Origin of the sequence: Yeosuana marina (genome assembly GCF_011762485.1) — a bacterium.
GTDB classification, from domain to species: Bacteria; Bacteroidota; Bacteroidia; order Flavobacteriales; family Flavobacteriaceae; genus Yeosuana; species Yeosuana marina.
In genome coordinates, this window is record NZ_JAAKGI010000037.1 from 23204 (window position 1) to 38976 (window position 15773).

Here is a 15773-nt window from a genome sequence, read left to right on the forward strand (position 1 = left end):
TAAATGCCGATTATCGGCTTAACTTTCATCGTTTAATTTTTTTAAGGTGTTTTCGAAATAGTTTGTAATCAACAAACCGTGCGGATTATTTGGAAAGTTCCTATCAACGGGAATTAGGTTTCCACTAGAAACCAGTTCATAAGTGTCTATTATTGAACCTCTATTTATTTCAAAGACGGTAACCGTTCTAAAGGTGTATGTTCCGTTTTGTTCCCCTATTTGTGAATCTATGCTCAGTACTTTCTGAACGAGCGAATATTGCAATAATCGATTGTAGACGCCATCAGCTTTTTTCTGGCGATATAGATTGTCCACAGAACTATTTCCTAGCCAAAGCGCCTTTTCAAGATTCCGTTCATAATTACTGGCGTCGATATTATAGAAGTAGTTGTGGAATAGGTCCAAATGTGCTAATGCCTCTACATTGAAATTTTCTTTTTGAGTAACGAGCTTCAGCGGAATAATACTACCATCGGTATTGATAGCAAAGGCACTATTAAGGGAATCTTTGTTCGTCTTAAATGCCACCCATAGTGAAAAGGTGCTGGATAGCATTGCAAAAATGACAACTGCCAACACGATAAATCTGTTCAACTTTAAGACATTATATATGTTCTTATATGGTGTTTTCATAATTATATTTTTATCTGCCTTAGGAAGTAAATAATCTTAGGGTAAATGACGTGGCGCGCTTATATAATTTGAATTTTAGAAAAACGATAAAACCAACCGACCCAAGCTGAACCACAGGTGCAAAAAAGCCTTGACCTACATCAGTTCCGAATAGGTTGACCCAGAAATTGGTGTTGATTTCAGTATAGATGGCATTGATAAACACGTTGACCAGAAAAAACGCTGGCACGAGCATATAAACGGCGGCGTACAACTTAAAGAAGGTATAGGCGAGCGAACGGAATTTTTCAAAAACCGCAAGGCTAATGACCAATGGAAAGAAAGCCTGCATTATCCCCAAAAGGAAAAAACGCTCTGCCAAGAATAGCGGATAGATGAACAAATCCAATATCCAGAGTATGGTACTTAGGATAAAGGCCAATATTTTGAAACCGTAAAGTGGCGTTACCAACGCCTCATACAAAAGCGTCATTGCGGAACTTGCGGCATCAAATAGGCTTACATCTTCCTCTAATGGAATATCCTGCATTTGCAATGGAAGTAACGCAGGTGCCGTGCCCCTATATTGTCCCTCGATGGCTACCAATATCCCATCAAAGAATCCTAACACCTGCGTTGAAAATATGACCAATAGGACAATGGCAAAATTCTTGGCCAGTTCGCCCGGACTCAATCCCCAAGTGTAGCCGTCCTTGTCTGCAATACCTTCGTTGTATTTTTTAAGGATGTTGACCAAAAAGAATAGGACAGCGAGCGTTTTCATTCCGGCAATAGTGTATTGCGAAAAGTCGCTGGCCTGTATGGTCTGGAAAACCGTATCAATGTATTCCAACCCAATCCCTAAAATGATGGTCGCGGTCATTTTTAATATTCTGTTTCTCGATTATTGACTTTATCCTGCATTTTTCTGAAAGAAATAATATCACGGTAACGTTTCGTTTTTGTAGTGATATTGGAAACCATTTGTTTGGATTCCAGTTCTTTTGCTTTCAGGATTTCGGCACGTTCAGCATCGCTCATTTTTAGGTAATCGCTTGAGAGGACTTCGTCTATAAAGTCCACCGTGTCCAATGAATTTTGGACAATGGTTTCGAACGAGGCCACAACCCTGTCAATTTCCTCAGGTTTGATATAGGGCGAATTCAGAATATCCTGAAGGTCATTCTGCATTACATTGATAAGGCGCTGATTGTTCTGTGCGATTTCCTCAACCGCTCTAAGTTGTTGGACAACGCTCGATACTTTCTCAATAGCTTCTTTGGCATCTTTCAAGAATTTGACGGACTTAATCATTTCTGCCGTCTGCTTACCAGATTCCAATAGCTGTTTTACCAAGCTGATAAAGTTGGTGTTGTCATAAACCGGCATTCCTTGAGCGGAAGCATCTTTCGGCATTAAAAGGGCAACCCCTAAGATTAGCCCGAATGACAATGTTTTAATTTTTGTTTTACTCATCGCTAAAAATTTGTTTTGGTATTCGTGAATCTTCGATTTCATAATTTTATGTTTTAGATGTGAATTGAATGATTGCTTTTTGCATATCCTGAAGCTCGTTGTAGAGCTTCATTATTTCCTCATTTTCTTGTCCATCCGTTAGGTAAGCTGCATACACTTCCTTCGGAACTTCAAGACGGAAGATGTTGCTTTCTTTGCCAATCTTGATGAACATTTCGGTGTATTTGCGTAGTCCTGAAAGGTTGTTTTTAATGGATTTTAATTGGTTAAGGTCGTGACTGGATAGGTTGAGCCTTTTGACCAATTCATCATAGCCCTTTTCATTGTTCAAGCTGTAGATGACCTGTGTGTTTTCAAGTATACTTGCGGAAGTCGAATTATTGGGAAGCTGATTGATGGACTGAAGAATAATCCCAATCGCACCATTCTGTTTACGGATGGCTTGGTAGTAGAATTCCACACTTTCCAGTACGTTATCAAACTTCAGTTGCTTTGCAAACTCGTCAAATAGGATAATGCCTTTTTCGGCACGATTTCGCCAAATGGTACGCTGGATAGCTGACTTTATTAGTTTGAGCATTACGGATAGGATTTCCTTGTTGTCTTTCACTTCGTCCAATTCAAAAACAATCAATCGTTTATCCTCGATTTTATAGGTCTGGTCTTCACTCACTTCAAATAAAAAGCTATATAGACCATCGCCGACGTATTCGGACATTACGTGCAAAAAGCTCGTGACATTGAAGTAGTCGGGATGGATTTTAAGAGTATCGAGAATAGTTTTCCGATTTCTTTCTATAAAACTGTAAAAACCGTCCAAAGAGTGGTTTTCTAAGGTGCTGTCATAATAATGGCGCAATATCTTTTTAACCGAAACCGATTGTGCTTTGGTCACTTTCAAATCCGAAGCGAACAATTCAAACAAGAATACTGATAGGTCTTCCAAACGTTCAGGTGTCAGGTCGTTTACATCGCTTATGTAGAATGGATTGATACCAAGATTTTTTCCGCTTTCGTAGCGTAGTACCGTGTATTTTTCTGGGTAGAGTTTGGCAAACTTGGTGTAGGATCCACCGAGATCAATAATGACCAGGCGGACACCACTCTCAAAATATTGGCGCAGAATGTTATTGGCCAAAAAGGATTTTCCTTCGCCTGTGGGAGCGAAAATGGCAAAGTTACGTGCCTTGATGCGCTTCTTGCACTCGTCCCAGACATCCTTTAGAACAGGAATGTTGTGTTCACGGTCGTTAAAGATGATTCCTGTAGTATCGGATTTATAGTTCGTGTTATTAATGAACAAGCACAGGGCGTGCTTCAAATCGGTAACGTATAAATCGTTATTCGAGAAATTGGATGAAAAACAGCAGTAGCTGTTCAGAATATAATTCTTCCGTTCTTCGCCTCGTGGATAGTATGGGATGATATCCAGTTCCTTAAATTCGGTTTTGATTTTTGAGGTAATCTTATCGAGTTCTTTGGCATCTTTAGACCAATAAACAATGTTTAAATGACCACGAATGATTCTGGCATTATCATCGGCATTGATTTGGTCAAGGATGTGTTGGATTTTCCCAAGCACCACTTTGTTCTGCGAACCAAAATTTGAACTTTTGTTCAGTTCTTCAATTTTCTTATCCAGAAGCTTACGCCATTTCTGTTTGTCGTCGAGATAGAGAATCTGATTGACGATATGATTTTCGTTAAGCGTAAGCCCCAAACCATCAATAAACCCTTGATGAAACACAAAATCGTCAGAAGTGAATTTCTCATTGGTCTTGCTACTCTGTACACTTTCGCCAAAGCACAGTTCGCTATTGATGGCCAGGGCATCAAAATGGTTTTCGCCAATATTGACGCTTTTTTTCTCTAAGATGATGTCCGTGTCAAAACCTTCGTTGAAGCCGTTGAAATAGCCATTTGTAAGCTTTTGAATCTCTTCCGCTTTAAGCGAAATGAATTCCATCTTTCGGCTATTGTTGATGAAGGAAACAGAATCGCTTACCGAGTTGACAAAGCTTTTTACGTTGTCATCCATTTCTTGCACAATTCCTTTAGAAACCTTCCGAAATGGATTGACGTATTTTGAATTGTTAAGTGCCTTGTTCTTGGTCAAAATGAAGAACAGATAGCATTTGTGCTCAATATGTCCACGTCCTTTAAAATGCTCGTGTGTGGCTTTTTCCAGAAAAGTTGTATTCGGAAGTTGTTCTGAAGAATAGGATTTCTTCAAATAGTTATCCTGTTTGTGAACTACAGTCCCAACAGGCAATGATTTCAGAGCCTGAAACCAAGCACCGTGCATATCCTCAAAATCCTTTTCGGACAACGAATAAATTTCGGGTAGATTCCCTTCATAGCACAGAACGACATTGCCATTATTGGCAAACACGATATTGTCTTGGATATCTACAATGGGTTGATATTTAGAAAGGTTAATCTTGTTCATAGTCGAAACCCGAGTTTCTTTTGTTACTTATTATTCTAGGGAAGGCTTTAGCCATCTGAAAGATTTGTGGGTTATGCGTTATTCTAGTCAAGACTACGTACAAGGCAGCATTAAAAACGAGTATGCCAATTATTATCCCAAAGCTGAAAGAGAAGATGATAATGAGTAGCGAAGCTAAAATGGAAACCATCATTAGAGCGAATAGGGAAATAGGCAGCCCAAAAATGACCGCCCTTTTCCTAATATTTTTATAGACCTCGAATTTCTTCATACAGCTTTTCTAATAAAGCCCTCGATGAGGGTTCATTTATACTACGATGCCTATTAAGTATGTGAAGATGCCGACAACTGCACCAGCAATCAAAACAAACACAAGCACTCTCGTAATCCCTTTTTTAAGGTCCGCATTTTCCCCAAAGAAATGCCCTGCATTAAACAGGAAGCCAACTAGGAAAATGACACCCAATAAAATTGGGAAAATGGTTCTGATGGTATCGCCAACATCATTAACTGAATCTTCTATGCCACCAATTTGAGCAAAGAGTGATGTTGAGAGCAACGATAAAAAAGTTGCTAAGTAGATTGATTTTTTCATAATAAAACTGTTTAGATTTTTTATTCATTTTCTCTTTCTGAAATTTACATATATTTGTACATAAATAACTGAAAATCAAATATTTGTGAATAAAATATTATTTGAAATCAATTGAATTTAATTGCTATGATTTGGTATCAAATTCTATGAGATTTTGAAAGAAAGTTGTTGATAACCCGAAAATTGAAAATGAAAAAAGTGCTCAAAAACGTCAGTTTTGTCTTTTTGCTTCTAAAAATGTGTGTCGTTTTTGGACAAGAATTGAGTACTCAAAAACGAATTGTAATTGACGTTGGACACGGTGGAAAAGATTCCGGTGCGATAGGTATAAATAAAATCCAAGAAAAGGATATTGTATTGAATATCGCAAATGCGATTTTGAAGCTGAATGACGAATCGGATACCCCTTTGGATATTTATTTGACCAGGTATTCTGATACACTCATTTCTTTATCGGACAGGACTAAGCTGGCCAAAGCTCTTAAAGCAGATTTGTTTGTGTCTTTACATTGTAATCATTCGGATAATTCTTATGCTAGAGGAATAGAAGTTTATGCTTCAAGAAATCAAACAAATTATTCAAAAGAATCTATTTATATAGGTTATCAAATTGAAAAGATGCTTTGCAAGGTTATAGGATATGAGGGCAGAGGTGTAAAGTTTGCAAATTTTCAAGTGCTGAAAGAAACAACCGGTCATTGTGTTTCTGTTCTCTTGGAACTAGGTTTCTTATCCAATAATGACGAAAGTGGTTATTTGTCAAATTCTGCAAATATAAAATTGATAGCATTTGCTATTTTATTATCCATACAAAAACAATAGTATTATGAAAGATATTTTTTTAGAATTAACCAAAAGTTTAAAAGAGATAGTAGTACAATTTATCTCAGAAGTGATTCTCTTATATAAAACATTTAGAAGCTAGATTACTTACGCTTATCACTAGCAGCTTTATCAAAAGCAATTAAATTAAACAGTTCCCGCATTCTGCTACGAACACGATTTCCGTAGCGTTCTTCAAGTTCTTCAGCATTTAGATTTGTGGTAGCGTGAGTTTTGATTTTGTGTTTGGTATCGAGATAGAGTTCATATCGAGATAAGAGCACTTCGCCCATTACGTTCAAGTCTTTTCCATAAAACCGTCCAGCTGGTTCAACACCCAAATCATCAAAACAATAGAATTTAGTATTGCCGTATTCTTCAATCGTTTTAAAGCCAAGGTGGTTAAAACCAAAAGTTACATTCCGGCAGGGAATCATTTCGTAAGGACGTTGTAATGGAACGATATGTCGTAGCAATTTCATAAGGGTAGTTTTACCACATCCAACAGGTCCAGAAAGTAAAATACCTTTGTCAATGTCAATACCGTAAGTAGCACAGTTCTCTTTATCCTTAATGAAGTATGAACAAAGTTTAAGCAGTATGTTTTTATCCTCTTCATAGATTCTGAATTTCTTGCCAAACAATAGTTTTCCTTTTGCATTCAGGTAAATTAAAATTTTTGGAAAGTCATAGACGACGCTTTTGCCGTCAAATTTTCCTAGCGAATATTCCACGCCACCTTCGATAATTTTAGAGGGGTTGTCCATAATCTTTGTTTTTAGTGGTTCGCAAGTTGTCCTTGATTTGGGACGCTTGTTTTTTGTTTAATTTGTTTTCCTCATCAAATAATTCCGTTCTGTCCATCCAATTCGTAGCCAAAGCCCGCCAATCGCGAATTGCCTTACCATCGCTCGTTTGCCAATTCCTAGTTTCATAATGCTCGTAGAATTTTTTTCCTTCATCAGCATTAAAACCTTTTTCAATAAAAAAATCAATTACGGCCTGCCAGCCCTTTGGTTGTTTTGTATAGTTTTCTTGTTTGATATTGTTTGTAGTAGATACCAATGCTTGTCCACCTATGGGACGGTGTGGGTCTACAACCTGTCCATTTATGGGATGGTGCTGTCCCACAACTGGTTCACGTATGGGATAGTACTGTTCCGCAAGCTGTTCTAGTGTGGGATTGTACCGTCCCATATCACGTTCATCACTTGTCCCAATAATGGACATCTTGATTTTACTGCCCTTGTATGGATTGTTAGATGGGAAATAGGATAGATAAAGCCACGAGTCCAAATCAATAACACAACGATGATAGGTGGATTTTGAGCCTATTTTAGCACAACGCATCAAATCTCTACGGTTTACATAAAATTCATCTGCAAAGCGACTGCTGTTCCATTCTTGGAACAGCGCCATATACAGACTGATATGGGTAGGATTTAGGCGGTCATCAAAATAGAACGTTGAAAAAGCCGCATTGAGTAGCTTTATATAGTTCATTACTTAAGAATTTGAACCGTGCTGTACACGGTTGGTAGTCATTATATTTTGAATTTCCTCGGCATCGTAGTAGATAATACCGCCTACTTTGGTATAGGGCAAGGTGCCATTGATACGAAGATTTTGCAAAGTGCCTGGACTGACTTGTAACAAGTCCATAACTTCTGAAGATTTGAGATACCTTTTGAGTTTTCCAGTAGCTTGTTTGGATAATAGTTTTTTGATGTCATCGAGTAATTCCATCTTGAAATCTCGAAGGTCGTCTGTTGTAATAATACTTGTCGGCATAATAGAACGGTTTTAATGGAAAAGGACTATCAAGTATTTTTATATTTTTAATTGATAGCCCTTAACCTGATTTGACTTTCGTTCTACAAATTTGAACAGCTTTAATGGGTTTTATTCCCCAGTACAACCGTACTACGGTCAAAATTTAACATTTTGAAATTTGATGCTTTTTGATTGATTTTGATGTGTGGAAGTATGCTTTCGCGAAAGCAAAAAGAGTAAAATTTATTAAAAAATTGAATCACCGTAGGTCAACCGTACTACGGTTACTTTTTGTTGTAAAATAAGGGGTTGTAGAAGAAATCACTCTTCGCTTTTATCCATTTCTATGAGCAAAGATGTAGAAAGTTGGTCGAGAAATAGTGTTCTGCTATTTTTTCTGTTTTTTATGTCCTGATAAGTCTTGTAAATATCTTTTGGTTCAACATCGAAGAGCTGTTGTAACTTTTTGGATACTTGCAATATGCCTTGATTATTTTGTTTACCCAAACCTTTAGCACATAGCGCATAGACTAATTCTACATAATCTGTGTTTGAAAATGGCCAATGCATTTTTTCAACCGGTTGAGTAGTTACTAATTTACCATTCAAGTTATTTTTAATATTACGTTTTTTGGCATCCATATAATGCAATAAAGAGTAATAAGCTCTGTACTTACCTAGTAGCATATCTCTAGGCGTGCAAAATTCTGGGTCTTGAAAATAGAATTTAGATGTTGTAATATGAAAAGTATCGAGATAATCCCTTGTATAATATTCCTTGTCAAAATTAGTAGCACCAGAATCTACATAGCGACCAAAATCTAAATTGTAAATAAAAAATCGGTTAACTTTCTGCATTTTCCTTTTAAGAAATTTAAGTTGTGAATCTTTGTCTGTTTTTGGGAATTGAATCTCAAAAGAACGAATTTCAGAAAAATAAATGAGTTGTTTAAGTGGAATTTGTTTTGTGTATTTAAAAAAGAAAATCTCATCTGAAATTGATTTGAAGCCATTTTTTGCAATTTCTTTTTTAAAACTGCCTAGAAGTTTTGTGCATATTAAAATAGAACGATTTGATCTCTGCATTATGTTTTTTGAATTTTCTTTGATTTCTAACAACTGATTTTCTAAATTTTGAGCAAGTAATAGTAGCTTCATATCTAACTTTTTACAGGGTTTTCAACTGTAAATAGATAGAGTTATTTTAGATTTTGAAAATAGTGTTTAGTGGTAACAACCTATAGACAGTTTGATAAAATTTATCAATAATTATGCCTTTTTTTGTATAAATTAACGTTGAAGTAATTTGAAGCCAATATAAATAAGTAATTTGTGATGCACAAAATCATTTATAGAAATACTCAGAAATAAATTAAAAATTATCTAACATTATAGCGATTTTGCATACAGTTTGGACTATGATAAAATCATTTTGACACTTTTATATAATTTTTTTTGAAATAAAATATATTAAGTTCATTGAAATTATTATTTTTGTACCAGACGAGAACAAAATGAACTATTTAACATTGTAAATAGGTCACAAATCGTCAACATTATTGAAGATATTTGGCAGTTATGCTGCTATGGTTGGGCTCATAGAGCAAGGTTCGAGTCCCGTCCAGACCGCCAAGTGGTGAGAAAGCTCTAAGAAATTAGGTTTTTTGCACTTTAAAGATGTTGTGTTGTCTGATAGATGTAGTAGTCTATCAGTGGTTTAAGTAGTTAAACCGATGGAAAGCTTTCCTTTTTTCTTCACAGAAGATTGGGATGCTTTTTTATTTAGATTAATACCTTATCTACTTTTGTTGCTCAATTTATTAATAAATTAAAAGTAGTCTTATTTAAACAAAAAAAATAGCGCTAAACTTTTAAGTTTAACGCTATTAAATGAAAAACAAATCAATTTTTTTGAACTTACTCAAGGCTCAATTTTTATAAAAATCGACTATACTGTTTGGAATAACTTCCTGTTTTTTTTCTTAAATCTGTTAGTAATATTTAAGTTTATTAGATAATCTGCAAATCCAGTATCACTTTGACTAAAAACTTCTGTCTGGGCAGTTTTTTGCTTGTCAAGATAACTCTGTATTATATTTCGTTCTAAAGCAATTGGCGCTTTTAAACTTAGAGTTAAATTTGGAGCGCTATAGTTAATCCCTGGATCCAATGAAATCACATAACTAGGTCGTCTATAACCTGCACTCCCTCCAATTAAACCTGATGCAGAAACACCTTCTAATCTATCTTCTAAATATAAATTGAATTTTTTGACATTAAAAAAATATAAAGTTCCTACTTGAGCCGCATATTGGTTGGGTACTGAAAATTTACTCGTAAAAGTTACGCAATTAATCTGCGTGCTTTTAAGTGAATTTTTCTTCGCAATAAATTGTTTTACCTTCATAAGGGGTGATTTCAAGAATTAAGTCAAGTTCATGGACCAATTATCAAATGGCAGTTGCCTTGTAATTATCTACTGGATAAATAAAAAGTAAAGCGCCAATGATAACAATGTTTTTAATAATATACTGACCGACCAATGTAAGCACAAAAGGAGCCTTAGAGAAGGAAATTTCTGGAAAAAATAATACAGGAATAAATGTAAAGATTAAATGTAAAATTGCTGCAATTATAACTTTTCTTACTTGAAAATTAAGTACAAGAAAAAGACCAATGGTGACTTCCATAACAGCCAACATTAAAATGCTGACTTTTTCCGGCAATAAACCTATTGTTAAAAACGTAATGGTTTGCTTAGCAAGAGAATCTGCTGGACTTAATTCAGGAAAAAATTTAAGTGCCCCAAACCATAAATAAATGATTCCAATACTTATTGCCAATAACCTGTGTTTATTTATACGTGATATAAAACGTGTCATAGTCGAACTATTTAAATTTCATTGTTTATGTTTTGGGAATTCAATTTTAATGTGCAATTATGTGTTAATGCGAAAGTAGAAGTAATAACTATGTGTTAAGAGTAAGAAGAAGTTAAAAAGATTAATAAAAGATTAATTAAATTAATAAAAAGTTAAAAAAAAATTACCCGTTTTTTTTTAGTAATATAGAGGCTCATTTTGAAAAAAAGAAAATTATATATAGCCATTTTTATCACCACTATATGTGCCTTATTTATAGTGCAATATCAGTATCTAAAAATTGGACTTAATTTAGCGAAAGTTCAGTTTAATAAAAATATTGGTATTGTTAGTCAAGATATAAAACAGGATTTAGCAACAAAAAATCAGTTATCTTTTTTGATAGGAAGTGCACTTATTAAGGATGAATCTCATTTTGATTTAAGTATAGCTAGTATCCAAGATGCATCTCAGTATTTTCTGAATGACTTTATTCACTATCGATTATCTGCTAATGGAATTAATACTGATTTTACCTACAGACTGTTTACAAGAGACAGTAGTTTTTACTTAAAGTCTCCCAATGTTTTTAAAACCAATAAACAGTTGGTAACCTACCCTATTGAATTGGTAGGATATTTACCTACTTTGGTAAAACAGAATGTTATTTTAGAATTACAATTTAAAGACCTTAATTCTTACTTTTTATGGCAATTAAATGGATTAACAATTCCGAGCTTATTATGTATTATAGTCATTATATTCATTTTTATTTGGGTGCTGAAATCAGTGTATTGGCAGCACAAAGTTATAACCACTACCAATGCATTTATTAATAATCTGACCCACGAACTTAAAACACCCGTTTTTTCAATAGGTTTGGCGACAAAAATTTTAGAAGACGGTATAGACCCTAAGAAACAACAGTTTTTAAACATTATAAGACAGCAGGTTGAAAGATTAAATACACATATAGATAAAGTTTTGGAATTAGGAAAACTTGAATTTAAAAGAAATATTTTTAATTTAAAGACCGTTGATTTTAAGCCCAGTCTAATTAAAATCTGTGAAGATTTTGAAGCCTTATCTGCACTTCAAAATATACAGTTTACCTATTCTGTTAATGAAGAAACCTTACTAATAAAAGCAGATATAAATCATTTAGAAAATGCTATCAGTAATATTTTAGATAATGCACAGAAATATTCAGAATCTCCTATAATACATTTAAAAACAAGATTAATTAAAAAACAATTAGCCATTATAATTTCTGATAATGGAATTGGAATCAACAAAAAGGAAAAAAATCTTATATTTAAAAAATACTATCGAGTTTCAAATGGTAATTTGCACAAGGTTAAAGGCTATGGACTTGGATTAAGTTATGTAAAGGAAGTTATCAATAAGCATAAAGGTAAGGTTAAAATTGATAGTAATCTAGGACAAGGAACTACGGTTACTATTGTTATTTCATTAGTGTATGACTGCCAAAAGAAATAAAATAATCCTTCTTGAGGATGACGAAACATTGGGGTATCTGCTGACAGAATATCTTAGTATGAATGAGTTTGAAGTATTTTGGGCTAAAAACGGCATTGATTGTTTAAAAATGCTTGAACAAAAAAACTATGATTTAGCTATTTTAGATATTATGCTACCAGATATTGATGGTTTTAATTTGGCTGAAAGAATAACTAGTTTACACCCAACCCTTCCTTTTCTTTTTTTAACGGCAAGATCTCTTAAAGTTGATATTTTAAAGGGATTTTCTTTGGGCGCTATTGATTATTTAAAAAAGCCCATTGATGAAGAAGTGCTTGTAGTAAGAATTAAAACACTCTTATCACGATTAGATGAGCCTACTAAAAGTAAAAAAACAAATATTACTTATCAATTAGGACAATATTTATTTAATTCGGTAAATCAAGAACTTATTTATAAAGATACCAGTATTGATTTAACAAACAAAGAAAGCCAGTTACTACTTTATTTGATTTCTCATGAAAACACATTATGCACACACAAGGAAATTTTAACTCAATTATGGGGTAAGAATGATTACTTCAGCAAAAAAAGCTTGAATGTATTTATAACACATTTACGTAAATATCTAAAAAATGACTTATCTATTAAGATAGAAAATGTTCATAACAGAGGATTTATATTAAAGATTAACAAATCGTAGTTAACCTAAGTATAAGGGCTCCTTTTTTATTTTCAGAAGATAGGGATGCTTTTTGTTTTAGAAGATTTCTTTTTCTTGTTATTTTCCCGTAATTAGTTATTAAAAGGAATTTTACAATAAAATAAATTGAATTGTCAATAGAAAATAAACGACTTGAGGAAATTCTAGATAAAAAACATTTGGAAACAAAATGATTTTTCTAAAGAGATAGCAAAGGACAGTGCGTTTATTAAACGTTTTTTTTATTATAGAAAATCGAAGTAATGAATACTCTGAAATAACTATTGGTTGGTTCAAGGATAAAGAAAAGTCCAAAATTACTGAAGAAAACAGCGAGATTATCTTAAGGGAAAGATTAATAAAAACAGTTAGAGGCACGCCTAAAGGATATACAGGTATAATTGAATTATTGGAAGCAGAAAACTTAAGATTAAAAGAAGGAGTTTGCAATTTAAAATACTGATAATGATAATGATACAAAAGATATTGAGAGTAAATAAATGAAATGATTAAGTTACTTTTTTAATAGGAGGCTATTCAAAATTATACAGTGATAATATGGGTGAGTCTCTAATTGGAGTATTAAAAATAGTTAGTATTTTAGAGGAATGAAATCAAACAAAACTTCATTCCTTTTTTTTTGTTTTATAGTACTTAATTTCATTGATGTTTTCAATAATCGCCTTATTTCTCAGACCACTCAAGATAGTACGTTGATTTATTATAAATCCCTCATAAAAATTAAAGATGTTGACTTAACAAGTAAGGCTTTTGATTTTTTTAAAAATAAATACGACGCTGCATTAAACCAAAACGACACTATTAACGCAGCCTATTATCTTGAATTAATTTCATTTGGGCAGTTTAAAATGGGATTTGTTCATGATAGCGAGTTAACCACAGTAAAAGCATTGAGCTTAATAGATCGTATTAAAGACCAAAGAAAAACCCTAGAACCAAGAAAAAGATTATCAAATCGATTAGGTATGATTTATAGGAAAATTGAGGATTATGATGCTGCTCTTCGATTTTATAATCAAGCTCTTAAACTTAATGATGTTTTGTTGGATAAAATCTCGATTCTTACAAACATCGCAAATACGTACGCTGATAAAGAGAACTATAACAAAGCCGTTGAAGTTTTAATACCATATTATGAAAAAGTTTTAGAATTAGAGAATATAGGCACTAAAGCTGTGTACTTAGACAATCTAGGATATTTTCAGTCTAAAATAGGAAATCCAAATGCGCTAAGCAATATGGAACAAGCCTTGAATATAAGAATGAATTTGGAAGATTTAGTAGGTCTTTTTTCAAGTTACAGGCATTTATCCTTATTCTATTTAGAAAAGAACAACAAAGCCAAAGCCATTAAGTTTTCTAAAAATGTAAAGGAAATTTCAAAACAAATGGATTCTCCTGCATTTGCTTTAGAAGCTTTGGAATTAGAATTAAGATTAGAAAAGAATCAAAATTTTACGCGTTACGTAGAATTAGCCAATACCATACAACGTAAAAAGCAACAAATGGAGAATACCTATGCGGCAATTAAATACAATTTTCAGGAGAAAGAAAAAGAAGCACAACGATTAGAATTGCAGATTAAAGATAGTCAACTAAAAGCCGAAAAGGAAAAATTAAATAAAACCATTTTTCAAAGTATAGCGGCATTAGGGCTTTTAATAACTGTTTTTCTCTATTTATTTATAAAAAATAAACATAAAAAGGAAAAATTACAGCAAGTGTACAATACAGAAACGCGTATTTCTAAAAAAGTGCATGATGAAGTTGCCAATGATATTTACCATATCATGACGAAAATACAAAAGACCAACGTGATTAAAGAAGACGTCTTAGACGATTTGGAAGATGTCTATAATAAAACCAGAGATATATCTAAAGAAACTAGTATTATTGATCTGCATGAGCCTTATGAGGAGTATTTAAGAGATTTATTATTAAGTTATGCCTCAGACGATGTGAATATTATAACTAAAGATTTTACAGATGTTAATTGGAATGGTCTTGACGATACCAAAAAAGCCATATTATATAGAGTGCTTCAAGAACTTATGACCAATATGCGTAAGCATAGTAAAGCAACGCTTGTAGTCTTATCTTTTTCTCAAAATGGTAAAAAAATAATGATTGATTATAAAGATAATGGCGTTGGTTGTAACTTAATGAAAAACAGTGGTTTACATAATACGGAAAACCGTATGGAATCCATTAACGGAACTATTACATTTGAATCACAAGTTGATAATGGTTTTAAAGCCACATTAACAGTCTAGTTATGTTTAATAAAGTTTTGGTTTCAGAAGATATGCAGGACATCAACAAAGGAGTTTATACGACCCTTTGCGAACTGGGTATTAATGAAATTCATCAGGTTCAATATTGTGACGATGCTTATTTAAAAATTAAAAAGGGCGAACTAGATGGAGAACCTTTTCAGTTAATAATTAGTGACTTATCTTTTAAATCGGACCATAGAGAACAAAAATTTTCATCTGGCGAATCGTTGATAAAGGCGTTAAAAATGGAATATCCCTCCTTAAAAATCATTGTGTATTCAATTGAAGACAGACTTCAAAAAGTAAGAGCGTTAATATCAGATTATAATATAGATGGATACGTTTGCAAAAGCAGAAAAGGCCTAATTCATCTAACAAAAGCTATTGAAAGTGTTCAAAAAGACACACTATATTTATCTCCTGAGGTGTCACAAGCTTTAAGTAAAAAAAATAATGTTGAGATAGACGACTTTGACATTTTGTTGCTAAAGCAATTGTCTAAAGGCTTATCACAAGAAGAGATTAGCAGTTTTTTAAAACAAAAACAGATGTCGCCAAGCAGTCTAAGCTCCATTGAAAAGCGTTTAAATAAACTTCGTATAGATTTTAAAGCTAATAATGCCATTCACTTAGTGGCAACCGCAAAAGATTTAGGACTTATTTAAAATTTTTCATTTTACGGGAAACAGTAAAAAACTATAAA

At 33.3% G+C, this 15773-nt stretch carries 17 protein-coding genes; 6 read left to right on the plus strand and 11 right to left on the minus strand.

The features are described 5' to 3' along the window. Nucleotides 1–18: 18 nt before the first annotated feature. The 5 genes from G5V56_RS15765 to G5V56_RS15785 all read right to left on the minus strand — a co-directional run bounded on the left by G5V56_RS15765 (nucleotide 19) and on the right by G5V56_RS15785 (nucleotide 5132). Nucleotides 19–633: a conjugal transfer protein TraK gene (locus G5V56_RS15765; protein WP_166966858.1), complete on the minus strand. Its 615-nt coding sequence runs from the start codon at nucleotides 631–633 to the stop codon at nucleotides 19–21. Between the two features lie 19 nt (nucleotides 634–652). Then, complete coding sequence (locus G5V56_RS15770; protein ID WP_166966860.1) at nucleotides 653–1495, minus strand: hypothetical protein; 843 nt, start codon at nucleotides 1493–1495, stop codon at nucleotides 653–655. A gap of 2 nt (nucleotides 1496–1497) precedes the next feature. Further along, the gene (locus G5V56_RS15775) at nucleotides 1498–2028 is read right to left on the minus strand and encodes a conjugal transfer protein (protein ID WP_206285919.1); all 531 of its coding nucleotides are present in this window, start codon (nucleotides 2026–2028) and stop codon (nucleotides 1498–1500) included. 106 nt (nucleotides 2029–2134) lie between these two features. After that, the gene (locus G5V56_RS15780; protein ID WP_166966862.1) at nucleotides 2135–4537 is read right to left on the minus strand and encodes a TraG family conjugative transposon ATPase; all 2403 of its coding nucleotides are present in this window, start codon (nucleotides 4535–4537) and stop codon (nucleotides 2135–2137) included. 307 nt (nucleotides 4538–4844) lie between these two features. Next, on the minus strand, nucleotides 4845–5132 hold the full coding sequence (locus G5V56_RS15785) for a hypothetical protein (RefSeq protein ID WP_073243663.1): 288 nt from the start codon (nucleotides 5130–5132) through the stop codon (nucleotides 4845–4847). Between the two features lie 189 nt (nucleotides 5133–5321). Here G5V56_RS15785 and G5V56_RS15790 point away from each other — a divergent pair, with 189 nt between their 5' ends. Further along, nucleotides 5322–5954 (plus strand): N-acetylmuramoyl-L-alanine amidase family protein, encoded by a 633-nt coding sequence (locus G5V56_RS15790; RefSeq protein ID WP_166966864.1) that lies wholly within the window; start codon nucleotides 5322–5324, stop codon nucleotides 5952–5954. A gap of 104 nt (nucleotides 5955–6058) precedes the next feature. On the opposite strand, the gene G5V56_RS15795 is transcribed toward G5V56_RS15790, so the two are convergent. The 6 genes from G5V56_RS15795 to G5V56_RS15820 all read right to left on the minus strand — a co-directional run bounded on the left by G5V56_RS15795 (nucleotide 6059) and on the right by G5V56_RS15820 (nucleotide 10570). Next, the gene (locus G5V56_RS15795) at nucleotides 6059–6721 is read right to left on the minus strand and encodes an ATPase (RefSeq protein WP_166966866.1); all 663 of its coding nucleotides are present in this window, start codon (nucleotides 6719–6721) and stop codon (nucleotides 6059–6061) included. Further along, nucleotides 6705–7457 carry a hypothetical protein gene (locus G5V56_RS15800; RefSeq protein WP_166966868.1) on the minus strand — a complete coding sequence of 251 codons (753 nt, stop codon included), beginning with the start codon at nucleotides 7455–7457 and terminating at the stop codon, nucleotides 6705–6707. The genes G5V56_RS15795 and G5V56_RS15800 overlap by 17 nt, the downstream gene beginning before the upstream one ends. Before the next feature lie 3 nt (nucleotides 7458–7460). Further along, on the minus strand, nucleotides 7461–7745 hold the full coding sequence (locus G5V56_RS15805) for a helix-turn-helix domain-containing protein (RefSeq protein ID WP_166966870.1): 285 nt from the start codon (nucleotides 7743–7745) through the stop codon (nucleotides 7461–7463). A gap of 303 nt (nucleotides 7746–8048) precedes the next feature. Further along, nucleotides 8049–8885, minus strand: a complete 837-nt coding sequence (locus G5V56_RS15810) for an RteC domain-containing protein (protein WP_166966872.1) — start codon at nucleotides 8883–8885, stop codon at nucleotides 8049–8051. Nucleotides 8886–9675: 790 nt separating this feature from the next. Then, nucleotides 9676–10134: a hypothetical protein gene (locus G5V56_RS15815; RefSeq protein ID WP_166966874.1), complete on the minus strand. Its 459-nt coding sequence runs from the start codon at nucleotides 10132–10134 to the stop codon at nucleotides 9676–9678. Between the two features lie 43 nt (nucleotides 10135–10177). Further along, entirely contained in the window at nucleotides 10178–10570 is a 393-nt protein-coding gene (locus G5V56_RS15820) for a doxx family protein (RefSeq protein WP_240911354.1), read from the minus strand. Nucleotides 10571–10807: 237 nt separating this feature from the next. Here G5V56_RS15820 and G5V56_RS15825 point away from each other — a divergent pair, with 237 nt between their 5' ends. The 5 genes from G5V56_RS15825 to G5V56_RS15845 all read left to right on the plus strand — a co-directional run bounded on the left by G5V56_RS15825 (nucleotide 10808) and on the right by G5V56_RS15845 (nucleotide 15735). Then, entirely contained in the window at nucleotides 10808–12088 is a 1281-nt protein-coding gene (locus G5V56_RS15825; RefSeq protein WP_240911356.1) for a sensor histidine kinase, read from the plus strand. Next, nucleotides 12069–12773: a response regulator transcription factor gene (locus G5V56_RS15830; RefSeq protein WP_166966878.1), complete on the plus strand. Its 705-nt coding sequence runs from the start codon at nucleotides 12069–12071 to the stop codon at nucleotides 12771–12773. The genes G5V56_RS15825 and G5V56_RS15830 overlap by 20 nt, the downstream gene beginning before the upstream one ends. A gap of 220 nt (nucleotides 12774–12993) precedes the next feature. Further along, nucleotides 12994–13236: a hypothetical protein gene (locus G5V56_RS15835; RefSeq protein WP_166966880.1), complete on the plus strand. Its 243-nt coding sequence runs from the start codon at nucleotides 12994–12996 to the stop codon at nucleotides 13234–13236. Between the two features lie 145 nt (nucleotides 13237–13381). After that, entirely contained in the window at nucleotides 13382–15067 is a 1686-nt protein-coding gene (locus tag G5V56_RS15840; RefSeq protein WP_166966882.1) for a tetratricopeptide repeat-containing sensor histidine kinase, read from the plus strand. A 2-nt stretch (nucleotides 15068–15069) separates the two neighbouring features. Beyond that, a complete protein-coding gene (locus tag G5V56_RS15845; protein ID WP_166966884.1) occupies nucleotides 15070–15735 on the plus strand; it encodes a response regulator transcription factor in 666 nt (221 codons plus the stop codon). The last annotated feature ends 38 nt before the right edge of the window (nucleotides 15736–15773 follow it).

What these genes read in the sequence shown, in the direction of transcription:
- G5V56_RS15805 (WP_166966870.1), bottom strand. Translation starts at nt 7,745, where the DNA reads ATGCCGACAAGTATTATTACAACAGACGACCTTCGAGATTTCAAGATG.
- G5V56_RS15795 (WP_166966866.1), bottom strand. Translation starts at nt 6,721, where the DNA reads ATGGACAACCCCTCTAAAATTATCGAAGGTGGCGTGGAATATTCGCTA.
- G5V56_RS15770 (WP_166966860.1), bottom strand. Translation starts at nt 1,495, where the DNA reads ATGACCGCGACCATCATTTTAGGGATTGGGTTGGAATACATTGATACG.
- G5V56_RS15800 (WP_166966868.1), bottom strand. Translation starts at nt 7,457, where the DNA reads ATGAACTATATAAAGCTACTCAATGCGGCTTTTTCAACGTTCTATTTT.
- G5V56_RS15810 (WP_166966872.1), bottom strand. Translation starts at nt 8,885, where the DNA reads ATGAAGCTACTATTACTTGCTCAAAATTTAGAAAATCAGTTGTTAGAA.
- G5V56_RS15845 (WP_166966884.1), top strand. Translation starts at nt 15,070, where the DNA reads ATGTTTAATAAAGTTTTGGTTTCAGAAGATATGCAGGACATCAACAAA.
- G5V56_RS15765 (WP_166966858.1), bottom strand. Translation starts at nt 633, where the DNA reads ATGAAAACACCATATAAGAACATATATAATGTCTTAAAGTTGAACAGA.
- G5V56_RS15830 (WP_166966878.1), top strand. Translation starts at nt 12,069, where the DNA reads ATGACTGCCAAAAGAAATAAAATAATCCTTCTTGAGGATGACGAAACA.
- G5V56_RS15840 (WP_166966882.1), top strand. Translation starts at nt 13,382, where the DNA reads ATGAAATCAAACAAAACTTCATTCCTTTTTTTTTGTTTTATAGTACTT.
- G5V56_RS15775 (WP_206285919.1), bottom strand. Translation starts at nt 2,028, where the DNA reads ATGCCGAAAGATGCTTCCGCTCAAGGAATGCCGGTTTATGACAACACC.
- G5V56_RS15780 (WP_166966862.1), bottom strand. Translation starts at nt 4,537, where the DNA reads ATGAACAAGATTAACCTTTCTAAATATCAACCCATTGTAGATATCCAA.
- G5V56_RS15790 (WP_166966864.1), top strand. Translation starts at nt 5,322, where the DNA reads ATGAAAAAAGTGCTCAAAAACGTCAGTTTTGTCTTTTTGCTTCTAAAA.
- G5V56_RS15785 (WP_073243663.1), bottom strand. Translation starts at nt 5,132, where the DNA reads ATGAAAAAATCAATCTACTTAGCAACTTTTTTATCGTTGCTCTCAACA.
- G5V56_RS15815 (WP_166966874.1), bottom strand. Translation starts at nt 10,134, where the DNA reads ATGAAGGTAAAACAATTTATTGCGAAGAAAAATTCACTTAAAAGCACG.